13 protein-coding genes are annotated in these 20,616 nt (G+C 59.2%); all 13 read left to right on the forward strand.

The window, feature by feature from the left end:
- Positions 1 to 6: 6 nt before the first annotated feature.
- The 13 genes from IPH10_05680 (at position 7) to IPH10_05740 (ending at position 20,609) form a co-directional block, all read left to right on the forward strand.
- Positions 7 to 867 (forward strand): hypothetical protein, encoded by an 861-nt coding sequence (locus tag IPH10_05680; GenBank protein MBK6910408.1) that lies wholly within the window; start codon positions 7 to 9, stop codon positions 865 to 867.
- 1 nt (position 868) lies between these two features.
- On the forward strand, positions 869 to 2,137 hold the full coding sequence (locus IPH10_05685) for an NAD(P)-binding domain-containing protein (protein ID MBK6910409.1): 1,269 nt from the start codon (positions 869 to 871) through the stop codon (positions 2,135 to 2,137).
- A gap of 48 nt (positions 2,138 to 2,185) precedes the next feature.
- Positions 2,186 to 2,746 (forward strand): tetratricopeptide repeat protein, encoded by a 561-nt coding sequence (locus IPH10_05690; protein MBK6910410.1) that lies wholly within the window; start codon positions 2,186 to 2,188, stop codon positions 2,744 to 2,746.
- A gap of 1 nt (position 2,747) precedes the next feature.
- Entirely contained in the window at positions 2,748 to 4,442 is a 1,695-nt protein-coding gene (locus IPH10_05695) for a cytochrome c3 family protein (protein MBK6910411.1), read from the forward strand.
- Entirely contained in the window at positions 4,439 to 7,267 is a 2,829-nt protein-coding gene (locus IPH10_05700) for a hypothetical protein (protein ID MBK6910412.1), read from the forward strand. Before IPH10_05695 ends, IPH10_05700 begins: the two co-directional genes overlap by 4 nt.
- Complete coding sequence (locus tag IPH10_05705) at positions 7,264 to 8,844, forward strand: hypothetical protein (GenBank protein MBK6910413.1); 1,581 nt, start codon at positions 7,264 to 7,266, stop codon at positions 8,842 to 8,844. Before IPH10_05700 ends, IPH10_05705 begins: the two co-directional genes overlap by 4 nt.
- Positions 8,845 to 9,095: 251 nt before the next feature.
- Positions 9,096 to 9,830 (forward strand): hypothetical protein, encoded by a 735-nt coding sequence (locus IPH10_05710; GenBank protein ID MBK6910414.1) that lies wholly within the window; start codon positions 9,096 to 9,098, stop codon positions 9,828 to 9,830.
- Complete coding sequence (locus IPH10_05715) at positions 9,827 to 11,275, forward strand: sigma-54-dependent Fis family transcriptional regulator (GenBank protein ID MBK6910415.1); 1,449 nt, start codon at positions 9,827 to 9,829, stop codon at positions 11,273 to 11,275. Before IPH10_05710 ends, IPH10_05715 begins: the two co-directional genes overlap by 4 nt.
- Positions 11,272 to 12,816, forward strand: a complete 1,545-nt coding sequence (locus IPH10_05720; GenBank protein MBK6910416.1) for a protein kinase — start codon at positions 11,272 to 11,274, stop codon at positions 12,814 to 12,816. The genes IPH10_05715 and IPH10_05720 overlap by 4 nt, the downstream gene beginning before the upstream one ends.
- Positions 12,813 to 13,601: a hypothetical protein gene (locus IPH10_05725; GenBank protein MBK6910417.1), complete on the forward strand. Its 789-nt coding sequence runs from the start codon at positions 12,813 to 12,815 to the stop codon at positions 13,599 to 13,601. The genes IPH10_05720 and IPH10_05725 overlap by 4 nt, the downstream gene beginning before the upstream one ends.
- A 175-nt stretch (positions 13,602 to 13,776) precedes the next feature.
- Positions 13,777 to 15,696: a T9SS type A sorting domain-containing protein gene (locus tag IPH10_05730; GenBank protein ID MBK6910418.1), complete on the forward strand. Its 1,920-nt coding sequence runs from the start codon at positions 13,777 to 13,779 to the stop codon at positions 15,694 to 15,696.
- 198 nt (positions 15,697 to 15,894) lie between these two features.
- The gene (metH, locus tag IPH10_05735) at positions 15,895 to 19,578 is read left to right on the forward strand and encodes a methionine synthase (GenBank protein ID MBK6910419.1); all 3,684 of its coding nucleotides are present in this window, start codon (positions 15,895 to 15,897) and stop codon (positions 19,576 to 19,578) included.
- 2 nt (positions 19,579 to 19,580) lie between these two features.
- Positions 19,581 to 20,609, forward strand: a complete 1,029-nt coding sequence (locus tag IPH10_05740) for a threonine aldolase family protein (protein MBK6910420.1) — start codon at positions 19,581 to 19,583, stop codon at positions 20,607 to 20,609.
- The last annotated feature ends 7 nt before the right edge of the window (positions 20,610 to 20,616 follow it).

The following is a 20,616-nucleotide window of genomic DNA, read 5'->3' on the forward strand; positions in this document are numbered from 1 at the left end:
TTGAGATTGAATTTTCATAGACTTAGCCTTGTCTTCTTGTACTTCCTGACGATCGTCGCCGCACTTTACCTGACCGCGGAGGGTTGGGACTACTACTGGTTACCGCTAACGGAACGTGCGCGGCACGATCAGCATGAGGTCTTGAAACCCTCCGGGTTCATCAGCCACGGCGCGGGAATCGTCGGCAGCGCGTTGATGCTGATCCTGTTGCTCTATTCGCTGCGCAAGCGTTGGCGTCCCATGCAACGCGGCTGGGGTGACATTCGCTACTGGTTGAACTACCACATTTGGATGGGCGTTACCGGACCCGTTCTGGTGCTGTATCACACGACATTCAAGTTCGGCGGTATCGTGGCGGTATCGTTTTGGTCTATGATGGCTGTGGCCCTGAGCGGCGTTCTGGGACGTTACCTGTATGTGCAGATACCGCGCAGTTTGAGCGGCGAGGAGCTGTCGTCGGGCGAACTACTGCAAATGGAATCCGAGTTACGGGATAAGTTGTCCTCGGAGGCGCATGGGAACGCGCATGCTCTGAAAATTCTCGAGGCCTTCGTTGCCGAGACCGCAGCAGCCGAGGGCGGCGTTCTCTCATGGATCAGTCGGGACATTGGAGCCACTCTGCGCTACTCCGGACTGCGCCGGGCATTGGTGCAGGAGGCCGGGCTCGGCGCGGCCGATGCCAAGCGCCTGGTGGCCTTGGCCCGCAAACGCGCCGTGCTGGAGCGCCGCGTGGCTTTCTTAGGCACTGCCCGCAGGCTGCTGCACCATTGGCACATCTTCCACAAGCCCTTCGCGATCATCATGATCGTGATCATGGTTGTCCACGTAGCCGTTGCCACGTGGCTCGGCTACACTTGGATATTCTAAGATGAGCCTCGAAACGATCATTTACGTTGTCACGGGCATATTGGTGCTCGGATTACCGGCGCTATATGTTTGGAACGAACGGCGCGGCACGGCGAAAGCCAAGCGCGCACTGGAATCGGCTACCATTGCCGGACTCGACCAGCCCGCGTCGTTGCATCCGGTGATTGACCCCGACTCATGCATCGGCTCGGGTTCGTGTACGAAGGCCTGTCCTGAGCAAGGGATTCTCCAATTGATCAATGGCAAGGCGGCATTGGTCAATCCGGCGCGCTGCATCGGCCACGGTGAATGTCAACGCGCCTGCCCGGTGGATGCCATCACTCTGGTCTTCGGTACGGAGCAGCGTGGTGTGGACATCCCCAATTTGCGTGGGAATTTTGAATCCAACGTGCCCGGAATCTTCATTGCCGGCGAGTTAGGCGGCATGGGGCTCATCCGCAACGCCGTCTCACAGGGCCGACAGGCGGTTGAAGCCGTGGCCCTGCAAGTCAAACATGACAAGTCCGGCGAAGCGCTCGATCTCTTGATTGTCGGCGCCGGCCCGGCTGGCATTTCGGCTTCTCTGCAGGCCAAGAAGGAAGGGTTGCGGTTTATCACGGTAGATCAGGAAGACCTTGGCGGAACGATCTTCACTTATCCGCGGCAGAAGCTGGTTATGCTTCAGCCGATGGACTTGCCGCTGCATGGTCCGGTCCGGCTGCGCGAGGTCGAAAAAGAGCCGCTGTTGGAACTGCTGATGGAGGTCGTGACCAAGCATGAACTGGACATTCGCTCAGGCGAGCGTGTGACAGAAATCAAACGTGACAACGACGGGTATCACGTCACCACGACCGCTGGGCAATATGTCACGCGCAAAGTTCTGCTGGCAATCGGTCGCCGTGGAACGCCCCGCAAGATCGGCTGCCCGGGTGAAAAGTGCGAGAAGGTTACCTATCGTCTGCTCGATCCTGAAAAATATCATCACAAGAAGATCCTCGTGGTCGGTGGCGGTGACAGCGCCATTGAGGCGGCCGTCGCCCTCTCGACTCAACCCGGCAACACGGTTCACCTGTCTTATCGCGGCGACCAGATTTTCCGCATCAAAGAAGGCAACCGCCAGCGCCTGGACCAAGCAGTTGAATCCGGGAAGATAACCATGCTGCTCAATTCAAACGTCACCTCCATCGAACCTGCGGCGGTGCACATAGACCAGGCGGGAACGAAGATCACGATAGACAACGATCAGGTGTTCGTGTTGATCGGCGGCGTACTGCCGACCGAGTTCTTGTAGAGCGTTGGTATTGAATTTGAACGCAAGTTTGGCACGAAATAGTACGACATGAACGCCTCACCACCAAAATCCAAATCCGCGCTGCTGGCCTTCGCTGTCGCCTTAATGCTCGTTCCCGCGGCCATGTTGTGGGTCTATATGGGGCCCGAACCGCGCGGCGAAGAGACGTTTGAGACCATGGAGCGCGACGCCCCTGTCGGCAAGTCGCGCATCGAACAGATGGAAGAGATGTGGCAGGCGGCGCCGGGTCATGGGCCAGTTGCCCTTGAACTCGGCCATCTGCATCTTGCGGAAGGACATTTTGATAAAGCGCTCGAATATTACCGCGAGTTTCAGAAGAACGACACGACCGCCGACGGTTGGCTTGTGCAGTTAGATATCAGCCGGGCATTGATGGGCTTGGGCCGCACCGCTGACGCCATCGTCGAATTGGAGGGCATGCTGCGCGATCACCCCGGGCACGCCGGCGCACTTTACAATCTGGGAGCCATCGAGGCCAACCGTGGTCATTTTGATCAGGCACGCGCACACTGGCGCGAACTCATTGAACGCCATCCGGACGACACACTGGCGGTATTCGCGCGCACTGCGCTGCCTAAACTGAATTAGTATGCGTTTCGTACTTCTCATCATGCTGTGCTGCGCGTCTTCGATTTTCGCGCAACTATCGCCCGGCGACCTGTCGCAATTTCACGCCAAACTTGAAGGCCTGAACAATTGCACACAGTGCCACGAAGAGGGCGATGAAGTCACGGCCGCCAAATGTCTGAAGTGCCATAGCGCAATTGGCCAGCGCATCGACGCCGATCGCGGTTTTCACGCCAGCGCGGAGGTCAAGGCGCAGCGCTGCGCCAAGTGTCACGGTGAACACTTTGGCCGCGAGTTTGAACTGGTCTATTGGAAAGACGGCAAAGAGAAACTTGATCACTCCCGGACCGGTTGGCCGCTCGCGGGCGCGCATGCCAAACAGCAGTGCGCAGCGTGCCACGGCAAACTTGACGCGTTCGGCTCATCGGCCGCGTTCGATTCCACGACCAATCGCCAACGCACGTATTTAGGACTTTCCCGGGACTGCGCAAGCTGTCATGCCGATGAACACGGCGAACAGTTGGCCAACGACTGTGCGACCTGCCATACCGAAGAAAGTTGGACTCCGGCGGCCAAATTCGTACACGACAAGTCGGCCTATCCGTTGACAGGCAAACACGCTTCGGTGGAGTGCGTCAAGTGTCACCGCAGTGAGCTCGCGCCGTTTACGAGTACCACAGGTCAACTTGTGGACAAGCTGCGGCCCACCGAGCGCACGCTCTACAAGCCGCTCGACTTCAGCAGTTGCAAGTCCTGCCACAAAGACGTTCACGAAGGCAAATTCGGTCCGAACTGCTCCGCGTGTCATACAACCGAAAGCCTGGCCGTCGCGCAGATGGCCAAGGATTTTGACCATACCAAGACAGACTTCCCGCTGACAGGCAAGCACACAGCGGTGCAATGCGCGAAGTGTCACACGTCGGGCCGTATGACCGAACCTGTGGCGCATGCCAAGTGCTCGGATTGCCATAAGGATCAACATCGCGGGCAGTTTGCCGCCCGGGCTGACGCCGGTGCCTGCGAGAGCTGTCATACGGTCGAGAGTTTCATTCCGGCGCGCTACGGCATGACCGAACACGGCCAAAGCAAATTCCCGCTCTCGGGTAGCCACCTTGCCGTTCCCTGCATCGCCTGCCACGCGCCCAAACTAAAGGATGCTCGCGGCGAGTACGCACAATTCACTTTCGCCGACCAGAGCTGCAAGGGCTGTCACGCCGATGTGCACCGCGGTCAGTTGGACAAGTATATGCAGCAAGGGAGCTGCGAGTTCTGCCACAACGTCGAAAGTTGGCACAAGGTCGCTTTCGATCACAAGACAACGGGCTTTCCGCTCGTGGGCAAGCACGACCAGACGGAGTGCATGAGCTGCCACGTGCGTGAAAACCTTGGCGCCGAAGGTGCTCCGCTACGCATGGCGCCGCTGGCGCGGGAGTGCGAGCTTTGTCATAAGGACCCGCATCGCGGCCAATTTGTCACCGACACCGCCGCTGAAGTGAAGATTCGTTGCAGCCGCTGCCACACTCCGGATGCCTGGAAGCAGCTGCTGTTTGACCATTCGCGCGACGCACGCTGGGCGCTCGACGGCGCTCATCAGAAAGTTGCCTGCAACTCCTGCCACAAACCGCAGACCGATGCGGACGGACAGTTCGTTACTTATCGGCCGCTGGCCTTCGCATGCAGCGATTGCCACGGCGGAACAGCTCCCTCCAAGCCATGAGATACTTGCCAGCCTCCTCTGCGCGTCCGCTTCTGATTTATTTACTCCTGCTGGCGGGAATTGGATCGGTACGCGCCGATTTTCAATCTCCGCACGGACCAATTGCATTTGACTGCAAAGTCTGTCACACGACGGACCAATGGACGAAGATCAAGGTTGATTCCGGTTTTGCGCACGACTCGATGACGGAATTCCCGCTTGTCGGACGGCACAAGGCAGCGGCCTGCATCAGTTGTCATGCGACGCTTGTGTTCGCTGAAGCCGGTGGCCAGTGCGCATCCTGTCATACGGACGTTCACCGGGGACAGTTCACTACGGACTGTTCGCAATGTCACACGCCGCATCAATGGAACGACGATGCTAAGTTCCGGCAGGCGCACCAAACGACACGCTTTCCGCTGGTAGGCGTGCACGCGACATTAGATTGCCAGAGCTGCCACGGCACGGGACAATATGTGAATCTGACCGCCGACTGCATCGGGTGTCACAGCGAGCAGTTTGCCGCGACCACCGAGCCCAATCACCCCACGGCGGGCTTTTCGACGAACTGCACGGAGTGCCATGACGTAACGTCTGCGCGTTGGGCAAATCCCAAGTTTGCTCATCCGGCTTCCTTCCCGCTGGCCGGTGGGCACGCATTGAATAACTGTCAGGCTTGTCATGCGCAGGGCTTCGCCAATACGAGTGCGGCCTGCGTGTCGTGTCACGAATCGGATTACACAACCGCCCAGAATCCGTCACATGAGGCCGGAGCATTTCCGCCGACGTGCGAACAATGCCATAGCACGATCAATTGGCGGCCCGCAACGTTTGCGAATCACCATCAGACGGCCTTCCCGCTGACGGGCGCGCATGTGCTGACGGATTGCGCTCAGTGCCACGTTGGCGGTCAGTATACAGGGACGACCACGGCCTGTTTGGGCTGCCATGAAGCCGACTACACGGGTGCGCAGAATCCGACGCACGAAGCCGGAGCATTTGCGGGCACCTGCGAGAATTGTCACGTGACGGACGGATGGAGGCCCGCCACGTTCACAGTGCACGACTTGACGGCCTTTGCGCTGACCGGCGCGCATGTCACGACGGATTGCGCCCAATGCCACGTCGGCGGACAATATACGGGTACGCCGACAGAGTGCTGGTCGTGCCACGAACAGGATTATGTTGGCGTAACGGATCCGAACCACGTGGCCGGGGAATTCCCGCACAACTGCGTAACCTGTCACAGCACAGACAATTGGACGGAGGCCACGCTGGATCACAATCAGACGGCCTTTCCGCTGACTGGCGCCCATGTGGCGACCGACTGCGCTCAGTGTCACATCGGCGGGCAATACACGGGCACGCCGACGGACTGCTGGTCGTGCCACGCGGCGGACTTCACGGAGGCGGAGGGCCACGTTCAAAATGGCTATCCACACGACTGTGCGTCGTGTCACACGACAGCGCAATGGGAAGGCGCGACCTTTGACCATGACAACAGCAGCTTCCCGCTCACGGGTGCGCACATTCAGACGACGTGCACCCAGTGCCACAGCAGCGGGATCTACGACGGCTTGCCTACTGATTGCTGGTCCTGCCATCAGAATGACTATGAGGGTGTGCAGGATCACGTCGCCAACAGCTTCCCGCATGACTGTGCGGTCTGCCATTCGACTGCGGGATGGGAAGGCGCGAGTTTCGACCACAACAATAGCGATTTCCCGCTGACTGGTGCGCATGTGCAGGCCAATTGCAGCGAATGCCACAGCGGCGGCATCTACAATGGTTTGCCGACGGATTGCTGGTCGTGCCATGAGGCCGACTACACAGGTGCGGACGACCACGTCGAGAACAACTTCCCGCATGATTGTGCGATCTGTCACAACACGGCCACTTGGGATGACGCTACATTTAACCACAACAATAGCGATTTTCCGTTAACTGGTGCTCATATTCAGGCCAATTGCAGCGAATGCCACAGCGGCGGCATCTACAATGGTTTGCCGACGGATTGCTGGTCGTGCCATGAGGCCGACTACACAGGTGCGGACGATCACGTGGAGAACAACTTTCCGCATGATTGTGCGATCTGTCACAACACGGCCACTTGGGATGACGCTACATTTAACCACAACAATAGCGATTTCCCGCTGACTGGTGCGCATGTGCAGGCCAATTGCAACGAGTGCCACAGCGGCGGCATCTATGACGGCCTTCCATCCGATTGCTGGTCTTGCCACCAGGAAGACTACAATGACGCGGACGACCATGTATCGGAGAACTACCCGCACGACTGCGCGCTGTGCCACAACACAACGGACTGGGACGAAGACGCGTTCAATCACGGCACGACGGATTTTCCGTTGACCGGAGCCCACGTCGGCGTTGCTTGCCTGAATTGCCACGTTGGCGGCCAGTTTGAGAATACGCCGACGGATTGCTGGTTCTGCCATCAGATTGACTTTAACGGTGCATCGCCTGACCACAACGCCGGCTACCCGCAGGAATGCCTCGATTGTCACACGACTTCGAATTGGAACTCGACGTTTAATCACGATCAGCAGCATTTCCCCATCTACTCCGGGCGTCACGACAACGCGTGGAACCAGTGCAACGAGTGCCACACGACGAACGGCAACTTCGGCACATTTAGTTGTATTGATTGCCACGAACACAGCGATCAAAACGATGTGGACGACGAGCACGAGGACGAGGACGTTAACGGCTACACGTATACTCCAACCTCATGCTACGCCTGCCACCCGGACGGCAATGAAGGACCAAATTTGCGGCGCACAAATTCTAAGACGGTCAAGCCCGGTGCGACGGAGGTGCAAAAGTGAGAGCTCTGTATTTGTGCCTTGCGCTGGCCTGTTGCGGAACGACTTGGGCGGCCGACGTGCTGTCGGTCGTGCGTTATGTAGCGTCGGGTAATGTCTATCTCGATCAAGGTCGTTCTGCGGGCGTCGCGGTCGGTGATAGTGTGGTTGTCCGTCGCGGTGACGCCGAACTGGCGCGGTTGGCCATCAGCTTTGTGGCGGACGCATCTTCATCAGCCATTTGGACCGGCGCACCGGACGCCATTCACGTCGGTGACACGGCCGTCGTGCGCGTGCAGGATATCGTGCAGCCAGCTGTCGGCGAGACGCCTGCGGTGACCACCGCGCCGTATGACACGCTGATTCGTAGGTCATTTAATGAGCGCGGTCCGCGGGACAATCAACTAACAGGCCGGATTGGCATCAGCTATGTCGTACAGGATGACCGAGAACCGGTGAACTACGACTATAGCGAACCGTCGCTGTCCCTGCGAGCGGGGCTCAGCCGCATTCAAGGTGGCGATTTCGCGGCGCGAGTCAATCTCCGCCTGCGTCGCACAGAGCGGGGCAACGACGCGCTGAGTTCGTCATCGCACCGCATCTATGAAGCCCTGTTGGCCTATGAGCCCACTGATAAACCCCTTTCAGCCGGCGTAGGACGGTTTACTCTGCGCGACACACGCGGCATGGGCTATCTGGACGGCGTGTACGTGCAGCGCAAGGCCGGCAACGACTGGCGCGTCGGTGCGTTGGGAGGCATCGAACCGGACTTGCAAAACACCCGCATTCAATCCGATGTCACCAAGGCCGGGCTGTACGCTGCGCATACCCGGCCCATTGGCGAGTCCAGCGAACTCGCGGCAACGGCATCGGTCATCGGGCGCTATCGGGACGGCGAAGTCAGCCGCGAGTTCTTTTATCAGCAGGTCAACCTGAATATCGGCTCGAAGCTGTGGCTGTTTGAGAGCACGGAGTTGAATCTCAATCGCGATTGGCTGCAGGACGCCGAGGGATCAACAATCAAGTTGGCGTCGCTCTTGGTTGATGCGCGGTACCGCGTCTCGCGGCGCATGAACATCGCGCTGGGTTATGACAACCGGACAAACTACTACACCGCTGAAACGCGCAATCTGCCGGACAGTCTGTTCGCCTCTGCGCTGCACCAGGGATTCCGCGCGTCAATCGAGGCCCGCTTTGCGGTGTCCTATTTCGCGGAGGCCGGAGTCGGTGTGCGCGATGGCGACAGTGAATCTGCCCAAGCAACGAGTGGCTGGGCCCGACTGGGCAGCACCGATCTGGCGAAGAGCGGTGTGCAGGCCGCGCTGCGCGTGCGGTGGTTCGAGTCATTCTATTCGACGGGTCTACAGCCGGCCTTGCAGCTATCGCGCGACGTGATTCAGTGGCTGAATGCGGGTGTTGAGGTCGGCCAGAACGATTTCGAATTGGCCCAGACTAGCGAACAAGTTACCCAACAGTGGATCGCCTTCATGCTCGATGCCGACCTTGCCCGGCGCTACTCCGCGCGCACCGAGCTCGAACTTGGTTCTGGCGAGGGCCGCGAGGCAACCCTATTCACAGTAGGATTGGGCTACCGGTTCTAAGTCGAAACATTTGAAAACGGGCGGCTGGACCGCCCGATTTGCTGTATGCGTCATTCTGGCGCAGCATTTGTAACAGTTCGTAATATTGCCCCTGTTTTGCGCATCTCCTGCACACTGCGCACCTCGTTTTCAACCTCTTGCGGGTCTTCCGTGTCGAACTATTAAGAACTCGACATTGACTGCACTTCATCCCCCTGATCGTTAACCCCATGCCCTCGGAACTCAAGAATATCATTAAAATATTTAAAGTTATGTTGGTTGGCTGGATAGGGCTGTCATGCTCTGCTCCGCACGATAACCCACTTGACCCAGCCTCTCCTAACTTCCAGACTCCTCCGGATTCGACGGTTGAACGGCCCGCGCCGACATTTTCCAGCCGTGTGCGCAGCGTGCACACCGGCCGCGTGACAACGGACACCTATCGAGTGTCGGTTGAGCTTTGGCCGGACTCCGTAATCAACATTGACACCGTCTTCTGCCGCTACCGCGAGCAGCCACCCACCGGGATGCGCTTCTCAACAGCCACCGGCCGCTGGACCGCGTCCCTGACCTCGTCATTCCTGGGCGACGACGACCTCGAATCGGTGGTCGGGCAGCCGTTCTATTTCATTGTTGAACAGTCTGGCGACACGACATGGGAAGTTGGCCCCCGCTATCTGTTCCGCGTGATCCAGGAAACACCGCTGACCGGTGATCCCGATTCAAATCTGGTCGTTCAGCCGTTCCCCGTGTTGACATGGCCTTCCTTCAGCGGTTCCTACCCTTATTTTTACCAGGTAATCGTCGAGCACAAACTCGACTTCGGCATTGTCGAGTCATTTTGGATATCTGACACTCTGCTGTCCAGCGTAACTCAAATTCAAGTGGCGGACTCGCTGCCGGACGACAATGATTGGTACTGGATTTTGGCCGTCTACGATGAGTTCTGCAATACGTCGTATTCACTCGAGACACATTTTCAGGTGGTGTGGGAGGACTCGCTATGAGCACCGGTCTACTGACGCCCGAACAGGTTTTGCAAGCGGGACAGAAGCTGCTCGAACTCCGTCCGCTCGCAGAAGTCTTCGAGACCGTACTGGAAGCAGCGGCGACGGCGATGCACGCCGAGACGGCCATGATTATCCTGAACGATGAGAATGCGCTGTCGCTCGCCGCAGGTCGCTACAAGAATGGCGGCACGCGCGGGCTGGATGACGTTTCGCAGTCACTGGTGCGGGATGTGATCGCGGCCAACACGCCGATCTTAACCGAAAGCGCGGTGGAAGATCCGCGCTTCTCGGGAAAATCTTCGATTATCTTGCAGCACATTCAGTCGGCGGCTATTGTCCCGTTGTCGGGCCGCAATGCCGTTGAGGGCGCGTTGTATTTGGACAGCCGTTCGGACCGCGACCTTTTTCGCCGTGAGAATCTCGGTCCGCTGAGCACGTTGGCCGCGTTCGCGACCTTGGCCATCGAAAATGCGCGTCGCTACGACCGGGCGCGCAGTGAGATAGCGGCGCTGAAATCCGGTGACGCCAAGCGGCTCCTGATTGGTGACAGCCAGGCCATGCGTGAACTCTATCGCATGGTGTCGCGCGTGGCGCAGAGCGATTTGCCCGTGATTATCACAGGTGAATCCGGCACCGGGAAAGAGCTTGTGGCGCGCGAAATCCACCGCAACTCCGAACGCAACTCCAAACCGTTTCTGGCGCTGTATTGCGGCAATGTTTCCGCCGAGCTGTTCGAAAGCGAACTGTTCGGTCACAAACGGGGCAGCTTCACGGGTGCGGTATATGACAAGCAGGGCTTAGTGGAAGCGGCCGAGGGCGGCACGCTGTTTCTGGATGAAGTCGCCGACATCCCCGTGGCCATTCAAGCAAAGCTCTTGCGTTATTTACAGGAATCCGAGTACCGCCGCGTCGGAGACACGGAGACACGCAAGGCCAACGTGCGCGTCGTGACGGCTACGAATAAGGACTTGCAAGAGGAAATTCGCGCAGGACGTTTTCGCGAGGACCTCTACTATCGTTTGTACATTCTGCCCATCACGACTCCGCCGCTGCGTGATCGTTTGACGGATTTGCCGATGCTGATTCATCACTTTCTGCGCAAAGTCGGGAATCGCATCAGCGGCATATCTCCTGACGCGCTGCGGCGTCTGCAAGCCTATGCATGGCCCGGCAACGTGCGTGAATTGGAGAACACGATTGTGCGCGCGGCGGTGATTGCGCTGGGTGACCGCATCGAAGCCGATGATATCTCACCGCACATTCAATCGCACAGCGGCAGTCTGGGCGAGGATTGGAGCTGGAAGGCGGCGGAAAAGAACCACATACTAAAAGTCTTGCAGCTTTGCGGCGGCAACCGCTCGAAGGCCGCCAAGCTGTTGGGCATCTCGCGCCGCTATCTGCATTACAAGTTGAAGGAGTGGGACGAGCAGCCCGTGCTATGAAGCCACTCGCGCAGCGCCTGACCCACCGCACGCTTATTTCGCACGGCGATATGTCGGCAGCCTATCGCGCTCGCGATACGGCTCTGGATCGTGACGTATTTCTTAAACTTCTGCATCCGCACATGGCGGCGGAACCGGACCTGCGCGCTCGTTTTGAGCGTGAAGCGAGGGCTGCGGCGCGTCTTGATCATCCGCAGCTTGTCCGGATCTATGAAGTCGGAGAAGACCCCGACGAAGGACCGTTCATGCTGCTCGAGTGGGTGGAGGGGATGACGCTGCGGGCGGCGATCGCCCGCGAAGGCACGCTCGGCGTTGCGGAAGTCCGTCGGCTTGGTGAATCCATGCTCAGTGCATTGGCCGAGCTACATGATGCAGGTATCTTGCACCGCGACGTGAAACCGGACAACATTTTGAGGCGCAACGATGGCGCGTTCAAGCTGACCGACTTCAGTTTAGCGCTGCTCGCCGACGCTCCAAAGCTGACGCATCATCAGGCGGTCGTGGGCACGCCGGCCTATCTGGCACCGGAACTGGCCCGCGGCAAGGCGCCGTCGCAGCAAACTGACCTATTTGCTTTGGGTGTTGCGCTGTTTGAAGCCGCCACGGGCAGCAATCCGTTCAGCGCCGATTCGCTATTGGAGTCGTTGCGGCGCGTTCGCGAAGTCGAGCCCGATTGGGCGGCGTTGAATGCAGTAGGTGACGCAAACCTGACGATGCTTGTCCGGGTATGCTTGGAAAAGGAACCCAACGATCGGCCCGCCTCGGCGCGCGCCGCTCTGGAAGCGTTCTCCGGCCAGGCGCCGATGCGGACCTTGTCACGCCGTTCGCGCCGACCCTTGGCCCTATCCATAGCGGTTCTGGTGGCCATCGTCAGTGTGGCGATCCTCTTCTGGCCGCATAGTGGCCGACAATTGAATACGTCCTCACTCGTGCCGGCGATGCCGCAGGATTCGAATCCTGTCAGCGCATCGATGGACTCGGCGGGGCTCAGACCGCAACAAGACACGACGGCTATTGTCGAGCAGCCCGTGGAGCCGGTGAAACCCCGTCCGCAAGTTGCCGACACGGTCGTGCGCAAGGTTGTTGCCGCGGTGGACACGGTCGAGTGGATGCTCGACACAACACCGTGGGCGCATGTTAGTCTTGGTGGCGTAGAAATCGGGACGACGCCGCTCTCCAATCCCTTGCGCATCTCCGCTGGGTTACACACGATCGTTTTGCGCAATCCGGCCTATCCGCCGATACAAGTTGCTCTTGATGCGCGTGCGAACGGTCGCCAGACGATCAAACTTCCGGAGTACGTCGAGCACGTCGCGCTGGAAGTCGAACCATGGGGCGAGGTCTATTTGGACAATGAGCTGCTGGGCACCACGCCGCTGCCAACGCTGCTGCGCGTGCTGCCGGGCGAACACCGGCTGCGCGTGACTCATCCCAATTTTCCGCCCGTAAGCAAACAGTGGCGCGCGACGGCGGGCGACACGCTGCGCTACGCAGTGAATATGTCCAATTCTGAATTTGTCGTGGCCCGGGAGGTGCCGTGATTCGCGCGATTCTACTCATCCTTTTCTTAGCGCTTACGGCGCAGGCGAACGTCCTCAGTGAGGCGGATTCGCTTTTTCACGCGGGGGACTACGACCGGGTAGAGTTGCTGGCGCTGCGCGCGGAGCAGTCGAATGACCTGCCCGACAGCGAGCGTGTCGCCCTGGAATTGCTCGGCGGCTACTCGCTGATAATGCTGGGGCGCGAGGACGATGCACGAGTGCATTTCACGCACGCGTTGGAGCTCGATTCTACATTGACCCTGGACCCCGTCGTCGTCAGCCCGAAGTTTCGAGTCGTTTTCGACGAGCTGAAGCGCGATTGGCTGGCTTCACGCGCCACCGAAGTCTCACCAGACGATCCAACCAGGAAAGTCACCGACCAAGGTACGCGGATCGAGAGCGTCAGGCGGTCCGCGACGCGCCCGGCTCGACTGTCCGCAGTACGATTGAATTTCCTGTGTCCCGGGGCCGGGTTCGTCCGTGAGGGAAGGGTGGCGCGAGGACTGCTTCACGCGGGGGTAACCGTAGTCCTGACAGGACTTTGGCTCAGCGAGATTAGCCAGAATAACTCCTCCCGTGAAGACTACTTGGCTGCCGCAACGACCGCCGAGGCCGAGCGACTTTATGATGACTACAATGCCCATCACCGCCAAATGTGGACATTTGGTCTGGCGGCTGCTGGAGCCTACGCATTGTCTCAGCTCGATCTTGCTTTGTGGCGCGGCCCGGCAACCCTGACGGCCGGACCATCCGGGCATGGGCTCAAACTGGCCCTGGCTTTTTGAGCGCCTGCGCACGGCATTCACATGTCTGTGATTTGAACGCGCAGTATCACGGGCCTTTGGACTCAAAGAATTAATAGAAACATAGCTTTAGAATACTGGAACGGGTATTGCCCTATATGCCAACAACGCATAAGAGTTGTTAACCTGTTTCACACCTCGGTAAATGGAGAGTAAAATGAAGAAAATCCTTGCTTTGGTCCTGCTGGCCCTGTTCGGCATTTCCGCAGCTTGGGCGCAGACCGGCAGCCTTACGGTTACCGTACTGTCTGGCCCGGATTCGGCTCAGGTGCCCGTCGAAGGCGCTTGGGTGAACGCAATTGGTCATGGCCAAGGCCACGGCCGTCCGCATTTTGATGGATTCACGGATGCCGCCGGTCAGATCACCTTTGCTGATATTCCGGCGATGGAGTATCACGTAGATGCGGGTATCCCGCCGATGCCGCCGGTGCAGGCGGAAGTGGATGTCGTGGATGGCGAGACCGCCACGCTGACTATGGTTCTCCCGACGTTTGAGCCGACTCCGCACATCATGGTTATGCCGATGGGCGACCTGCATTTTGGCCCGGTTGGCTTGGGCACGACGTTTACCCGTGTCGTGCACGTCCGCAATATCGGTACGGCCGATCTCGTAGTTTCGGCAACGGTTGCCGGTGATGCCTTTGGCTTGGCGTCAGAAGCCGAGTTCACGTTGATTCCGGACCCCATGGGTTCGGAAGGCGAAGTTCTCGTGACCTTCTCGCCGACGGTGGCGGGCCCCTACGAAGGTCTGTTGACGTTGACCTCGAACGATCCCGAGCACAGCACGATTGAGATCGAATTGGATGGTCTTGGCGCGGAAGTCATTACCGGCGGCTTGGCCGTGACGGTAGTTGTTACGGACTCGCTGGGCAACACGACGCCGGTGGACAGCGCCCGCGTTCGCGTCTCCTTCATTCGCGACCACGGCGGTCCGCGTCCGCATCACCAGCGCGGCCTGACCGATGTCAATGGCGAAGTGGCGTTTGAAAATCTGACGGTGGGCACGTACAATGTGAACGCTTCGCGTCGCGGCATCGGTTTCGCCAGCGAAGTGGTTGAAATTCTCGAAGACCAGACGACGTTTGTGACGCTGACGCTTGTGGCCGCTGATTCCAGCGAACACGGCGAGCACGGCGGTCATGGCGGCGGCCACCATTTCGAAATTGTCGAGCTGGCCGGCACGGTTAGCGTGACAAGCCCGGACAGCGCCGATCCCGCGCGCGTGTTATACGCCTTGGATGTGGATGCTGACGGCGTGGTGGACTATCGCTTGAACTTTGGCCCGCCGGACTATCAGCCGGAAGGATTGACCCGCCCGGTGGACGGCGAAGAGGTGACGATTGTCGGCGCGCTCATGTCGCACGGTGACATTCCGATGGTGCATGTTCACCTTCTGAATGGCTTAGTGTGGTGGGATCCGCGGCACGGTCGCGACGGTGAGCACGGCGGCGACGGCGGTGGCCGCGCTGACGGCTTCGGTTGCGATAGCTACGTGACGTGGAGCGAAGTTTCTGGCGTGGTCATGGACGTGGACGTCTATGGTTCGACCTTCTACGCGCTGGACCACAACAATGACGGTACTGCCGACTACGTGGTGGACTTTGGCGACAACGTTGATATGGACGATCCGATTCTGCCGACGATCGGCCGCACGATAACGGTTGTGGGTGGCATGCTGTCCTGCACGCCGCAGGGCATGGATGCCGAGTGGGTGATTGTGTACGAAGTGGACGGCGCGTATTATCGCATGCCGGGCGATACCGACGGCCTCGATCCGTTGCTGTCCGTTGAGCGCGAGCCGAACGCCCTGCCGGTTTCCCACCTCGTCGCGATGAACTACCCGAACCCGTTCAACCCGACGACGACGATTCAGTTCTCCACGCCGGGAACCGGCATGGTGACCTTGACGGTGTTTGATGTTCTGGGCCGCAACGTGGCCACGTTGATCAACGAGAGCCTCTCGGCAGGCACCTATTCGGCGAATTTTGACGCCGCCGCCCTGCCGTCCGGTATGTACATGTACCGCTTGACGATGAACAACGAGCAGATCGTCAATAAGATGCTGCTTCTGAAGTAAGTTCCGAGTCTCCTCAGGCCAAGTCCCCGTTCGGCATACGTGCCGGGCGGGGGCTTGTGTTTTTTGGGGGGGGAGGCAACAAGGTCGGCCACGCCCGTGCAAGACGATGGAAGTTTTTGTATACTACTTGCTTCTGGCTGGCACGCCCAGTTCATCTGATTCATGTGCATATTTTACAGTAGGATAAATTTCGCAAAAATGACACCCTGGACTCGCACGACCCGCATTGATGCTTTGCATCGCCTCATTCAGCAGCGTATTCTGGTGCTGGACGGTGCGATGGGCACGCTCATTCAACAGCAACGGCTCACTGAGGCCGACTATCGAGGCGCGCGCTTCAGCGATTGGTCGTGCGACCAGAAGGGCAACAATGATCTGTTGGTCCTCACGCAGCCGGAGCTGATCCAACGTTTGCATGGACTGTATTTCGCGGCGGATGCGGACATAGTCTCGACCAACACTTTTACAGCCAACGCGCCCTCGCTGGCAGATTACAAGATGGAAGAGTTCGCGGAGGAGATCAACCGCGCGGCGGCGTCCATCGCGCGGGCGGCGGCCGATGAGTACGAACGGCTTGATCCCAGCCGACCGCGTTTCATCGCGGGCAGCCTCGGCCCAACGAACAAGACGCTCTCGCTGTCACCGAACGTCAACGATCCCGGCTACCGCGATCTGAGTTTTGATCAGATGGTGGCGATCTACATGGATAGCGCCCGCGGACTGTTGACCGGCGGCGCGGATTTGATCTTGATCGAGACCTCGTTCGATACTCTGAACGCCAAGGCCGCGATTTTCGCGGTGGAAAACGTGTTTGACGAATGCGGCGTCAAGCTGCCGTTGCTGATCTCAGGGACGATCACGGACGCGTCGGGCCGCACGCTTTCGGGGCAAACGACGGAAGCCTTCTACAACAGCATCGCGCACGCCAAGCCCTTCGCCGTTGGTTTGAATTGTGCGTTGGGCGCGCAGACGCTTCTGCCGTATCTGCAGGACCTGGCGCGGGTGGCCGAGTGCTACGTGAGCTTGCATCCGAATGCAGGTCTGCCCAACGAATTCGGCGAATACGATGACACGCCCGAACATATGGCGCGCGTCTTAGGCAGTTTTGCGCAGGCCGGCCTGCTGAATATCGCGGGCGGATGTTGCGGGACGCAGCCTGATCACATTCGGGCCATTGCACCGGCCGTTAAGGCGCACGCACCGCGCCGCGCCGTGCGTGTGCCGTCACGTCTGCGCGTATCCGGGCTTGAACCGTTGACCATCGGCGAGGAAAGCGGATTCGTGAACATCGGTGAGCGCACCAATGTAACCGGTTCGGCGCGCTTTGCCAAGCTGATTCTCGCGGGCGACTACGAGACGGCGATTGAAGTGGCGCGGCAGCAGGTCGAGAGTGGCGCGCAGATGATAGACATCAACATGGACGAAGGTCTGCTCGACAGCGAAGCGGCCATGACGCGCTTTCTCACGCTCATCGCCACCGAGCCTTCAATCGCCCGTGTGCCATTTGTGATTGACTCGTCGAAGTGGACCGTAATTGAAGCCGGATTGAAGTGCATACAAGGCAAGCCGGTCGTCAATTCGATCAGCATGAAAGAAGGCGAAGCCGAGTTCATCCGGCAGGCGCGACTCTGCCAGCGCTACGGCGCGGCGGTGATTGTGATGGCCTTTGACGAAGCGGGACAGGCCGACACGGTCGAGCGCCGCGTCGCCATCTGTGAACGCGCCTACAAGATTTTGACGGAGCAAGTCGGTTTCGCGCCGCAGGACATCATTTTCGATCCGAATATCTTCGCCATCGCCACGGGTATCGAAGAGCACAACAACTACGCCGTGGACTATTTTGAAGCGGCGCGCCGGATCAAAGCAAAGTTACCGGAAGTACGCATCAGCGGCGGACTAAGCAACGTGTCGTTCTCATTTCGCGGCAACAATCCCGTGCGCGAGGCGATTCACTCTGTATTCCTCTATCACGCGATTCATGCCGGGATGGACATGGCAATCGTCAACGCGGGCGCGCTGCCGATCTATGACGACATTGAGCCTGCGCTGCTCGAACGCGTGGAAGATGTTGTGCTGAATCGCCGTGCGGATGCGACGGAGCGTATGCTCGATATTGCGGCGTCCGTCAAAGGCAAGGTCAAAGACAAGACGGCGGAACTTGCATGGCGCAAGTACTCGGTGCAGGAACGTCTGACGCACGCGCTGGTTGAGGGAATTGATGACTTCATTGTCGAGGACACGGAGGAAGCGCGGCAGCAATTCCCCGAACCGATCGAAGTTATCGAAGGACCGCTGATGGCGGGCATGAATCGCGTCGGCGATCTGTTCGGCGCAGGCAAGATGTTTCTGCCGCAGGTGGTCAAGAGCGCGCGCGTGATGAAGAAGGCCGTCGCGCATTTGATCCCCTATATCGAGGCCGCCAAACAAGCGGGCGAGTCCAGTTCGAAGGGACGTATCCTTTTGGCGACCGTGAAAGGCGACGTGCACGACATTGGCAAGAACATCGTGGGCGTGGTCTTGCAGTGCAACGGGTTTGAAGTCATAGACCTCGGTGTGATGGTGCCGTGCGCGAAGATACTTGACGCGGCCGAAGCGGAAGGCGTTGACCTGATTGGTTTGAGCGGCTTAATTACGCCGTCGCTCGAAGAAATGTGTTTCGTGGCCTCGGAAATGCAGCGCCGCAACATGCGCACACCGCTCTTGATCGGCGGCGCCACGACCTCGCGGGTGCATACCGCGGTGAAGATCAGTCCACAATACGAAGGGCCGACGGTGCACGTCCTCGACGCTTCACGCGCGGTGGGTGTGGCGACAAGTCTGATCAGCAAACAGTTGCGCGCCGAATTCACACGCGATGTCGCGGCGGACTACGCCAAGGTGCGTGAATTGCGCGCGCAAGGCGCAGGCCGGCAACCGTTGGCGACGCTGGCTGAGGCGCGGGCCAATCGGGCGCGGATCGAGTACACCGCTCCGCCGCGACCGAAGGCGCTGGGCGTGACGACGCTCCGCAACTATCCGTTGGCGAAGTTAGTCGAGCGTATTGACTGGACGCCCTTCTTCCAGGCCTGGGAATTGGCAGGACGCTACCCTGCAATTCTTGACGACGCGGTGGTCGGACCGAGCGCGCGCACGCTGTTCACGGATGCTCAGACGATGCTCAATCACTTGTTGAGCGACGGCCGTTTGCAGGCGCACGCCGTCTTCGGGCTGTTTCCCGCAAACGCCGTCGCAGATTCGGTGGAGCTTTACGGCGACGACACCCGGACGAGCGTGCTCAAGACATTCCATATGCTGCGGCAGCAGATGAAGAAAGATGCGGCATCACCGAATCTCTCGTTGGCCGACTTTGTCGCGCCAAAGGAAACCGGGATTCGGGATTATTTGGGGGTTTTTGCCGTGACCGCCGGTGGTGACATGGACGCCATTGTGAGAGAATACGAAGCTCAGCACGATGACTATCGCGCGATTCTGGTTAAGGCTCTGGCCGATCGCTTGGCCGAAGCATTCGCCGAGCATCTGCATGAGCGGGTGCGCCGGGAATACTGGGGCTACGCGCCGGACGAGACGCTCTCGAATGATGACTTGATCAAAGAGAATTACCAAGGCATCCGGCCCGCGCCCGGCTATCCGGCCTGCCCCGAGCATTCGGAGAAGCGCGTGCTTTTCGATCTGTTGTGCGCCGAAGAGAATGTGGGGATGACTCTGACGGAGCATTTCGCGATGTTGCCGGCTTCGTCCGTGTCGGGGTTCTATTTTTGGCATCCGCAGTCGAAGTATTTCGGCATTGGCCGCGTTGGTGACGATCAGGTGGAAGACTATGCGGTGCGCAAAGGGATCACGTTTGAAGCGGCTAAACGGCTGCTCTCGGCCAATCAAGACTAACCATGATTGATCTGCGTTCTGATACGATAACTAAGCCGACGGCGACGATGCGGCAAGCGATGGCGTCCGCCGAAGTCGGAGATGACCAATTTGGTGAAGACCCGACCGTCAATCTGTTGCAGGATCGTGTCGCGAGATTGCTCGGCAAGGAGCAGTCGCTCTTTTTCCCGACGGGGGTGATGGCGAATCAGTGCGCTCTGCGTACGCTAACGCGGCCGGGCGATCATATTGTCACGAGCCGCGAACCGCACATCATATTCCATGAGACCGGCGCATCGGCAGCGAATTCCGGTGTTCAGTTTACCGAAGTCGGCGCGGGCGGCACGTTCACCTGCGAGGAGTTTGTCGCCGCTTATAACGCGCCCGGCCACATTGTGCACCCGCCGACCACCGTAGTTGCCGTGGAGAACACACACAATCGTGCCGGAGGCGTCGTTTTTCCGCAAGCGGAGGCCGTGCGAATTGGCGACGCTGCCCGTGAACGCGGTGTCTCTTCCTACTGCGACGGCGCGCGCCTGTGGAATGCCGCGTTGGCCACGCAGCGCTCGTTTGCCGAATTGGCGGCGCCGTATGATTTGGTGAGCGTGGCGTTTTCCAAAGGCCTGGGATGCCCTGCAGGGTCTATGCTGGCAGGCAGTAGTGCTTTGATTACGCGGGCCACACGTTACCGGCGGATGCTTGGCGGCGCGATGCGGCAATCCGGAATTCTCGCCGCGGCCTGCCTGTTCGCGCTGGACTATCACGTGGAGCAGTTGCACAATGATCATCTCAATGCGCGCAGGATCGCCGAGATACTGGTGCAATCGCCGTTCGTGAGGCTGAATCTGGAGAGTGTGCAGACCAATATCATCATCTTCGATCTGACTCCCGATGCCCCTACCGCTGCGACATTAGTCGGGCTGGCGGCGGCGGCGGGTGTGGCGTTCTTCGATTTCGGTCCGCGCACGGTCCGTCTGGTGACGCATCGAGACGTTAGTACCGCGGAGTGCGAAGAGGCCGCGCGGCGCATCGTTAAGCTGTTGGCCGCATAGCGTTCCC

The sequence above is a fragment of the bacterium genome, from assembly GCA_016702305.1.
GTDB lineage: Bacteria > Electryoneota > RPQS01 > RPQS01 > RPQS01 > JABWCQ01.

Coding starts and splice junctions, on each gene's coding strand:
- IPH10_05685 (MBK6910409.1), top strand. CDS start 869: ATGAGCCTCGAAACGATCATTTACGTTGTCACGGGCATATTGGTGCTC.
- IPH10_05690 (MBK6910410.1), top strand. CDS start 2,186: ATGAACGCCTCACCACCAAAATCCAAATCCGCGCTGCTGGCCTTCGCT.
- IPH10_05695 (MBK6910411.1), top strand. CDS start 2,748: ATGCGTTTCGTACTTCTCATCATGCTGTGCTGCGCGTCTTCGATTTTC.
- IPH10_05700 (MBK6910412.1), top strand. CDS start 4,439: ATGAGATACTTGCCAGCCTCCTCTGCGCGTCCGCTTCTGATTTATTTA.
- IPH10_05710 (MBK6910414.1), top strand. CDS start 9,096: ATGTTGGTTGGCTGGATAGGGCTGTCATGCTCTGCTCCGCACGATAAC.
- IPH10_05715 (MBK6910415.1), top strand. CDS start 9,827: ATGAGCACCGGTCTACTGACGCCCGAACAGGTTTTGCAAGCGGGACAG.
- IPH10_05720 (MBK6910416.1), top strand. CDS start 11,272: ATGAAGCCACTCGCGCAGCGCCTGACCCACCGCACGCTTATTTCGCAC.
- IPH10_05730 (MBK6910418.1), top strand. CDS start 13,777: ATGAAGAAAATCCTTGCTTTGGTCCTGCTGGCCCTGTTCGGCATTTCC.
- metH (MBK6910419.1), top strand. CDS start 15,895: ATGACACCCTGGACTCGCACGACCCGCATTGATGCTTTGCATCGCCTC.
- IPH10_05740 (MBK6910420.1), top strand. CDS start 19,581: ATGATTGATCTGCGTTCTGATACGATAACTAAGCCGACGGCGACGATG.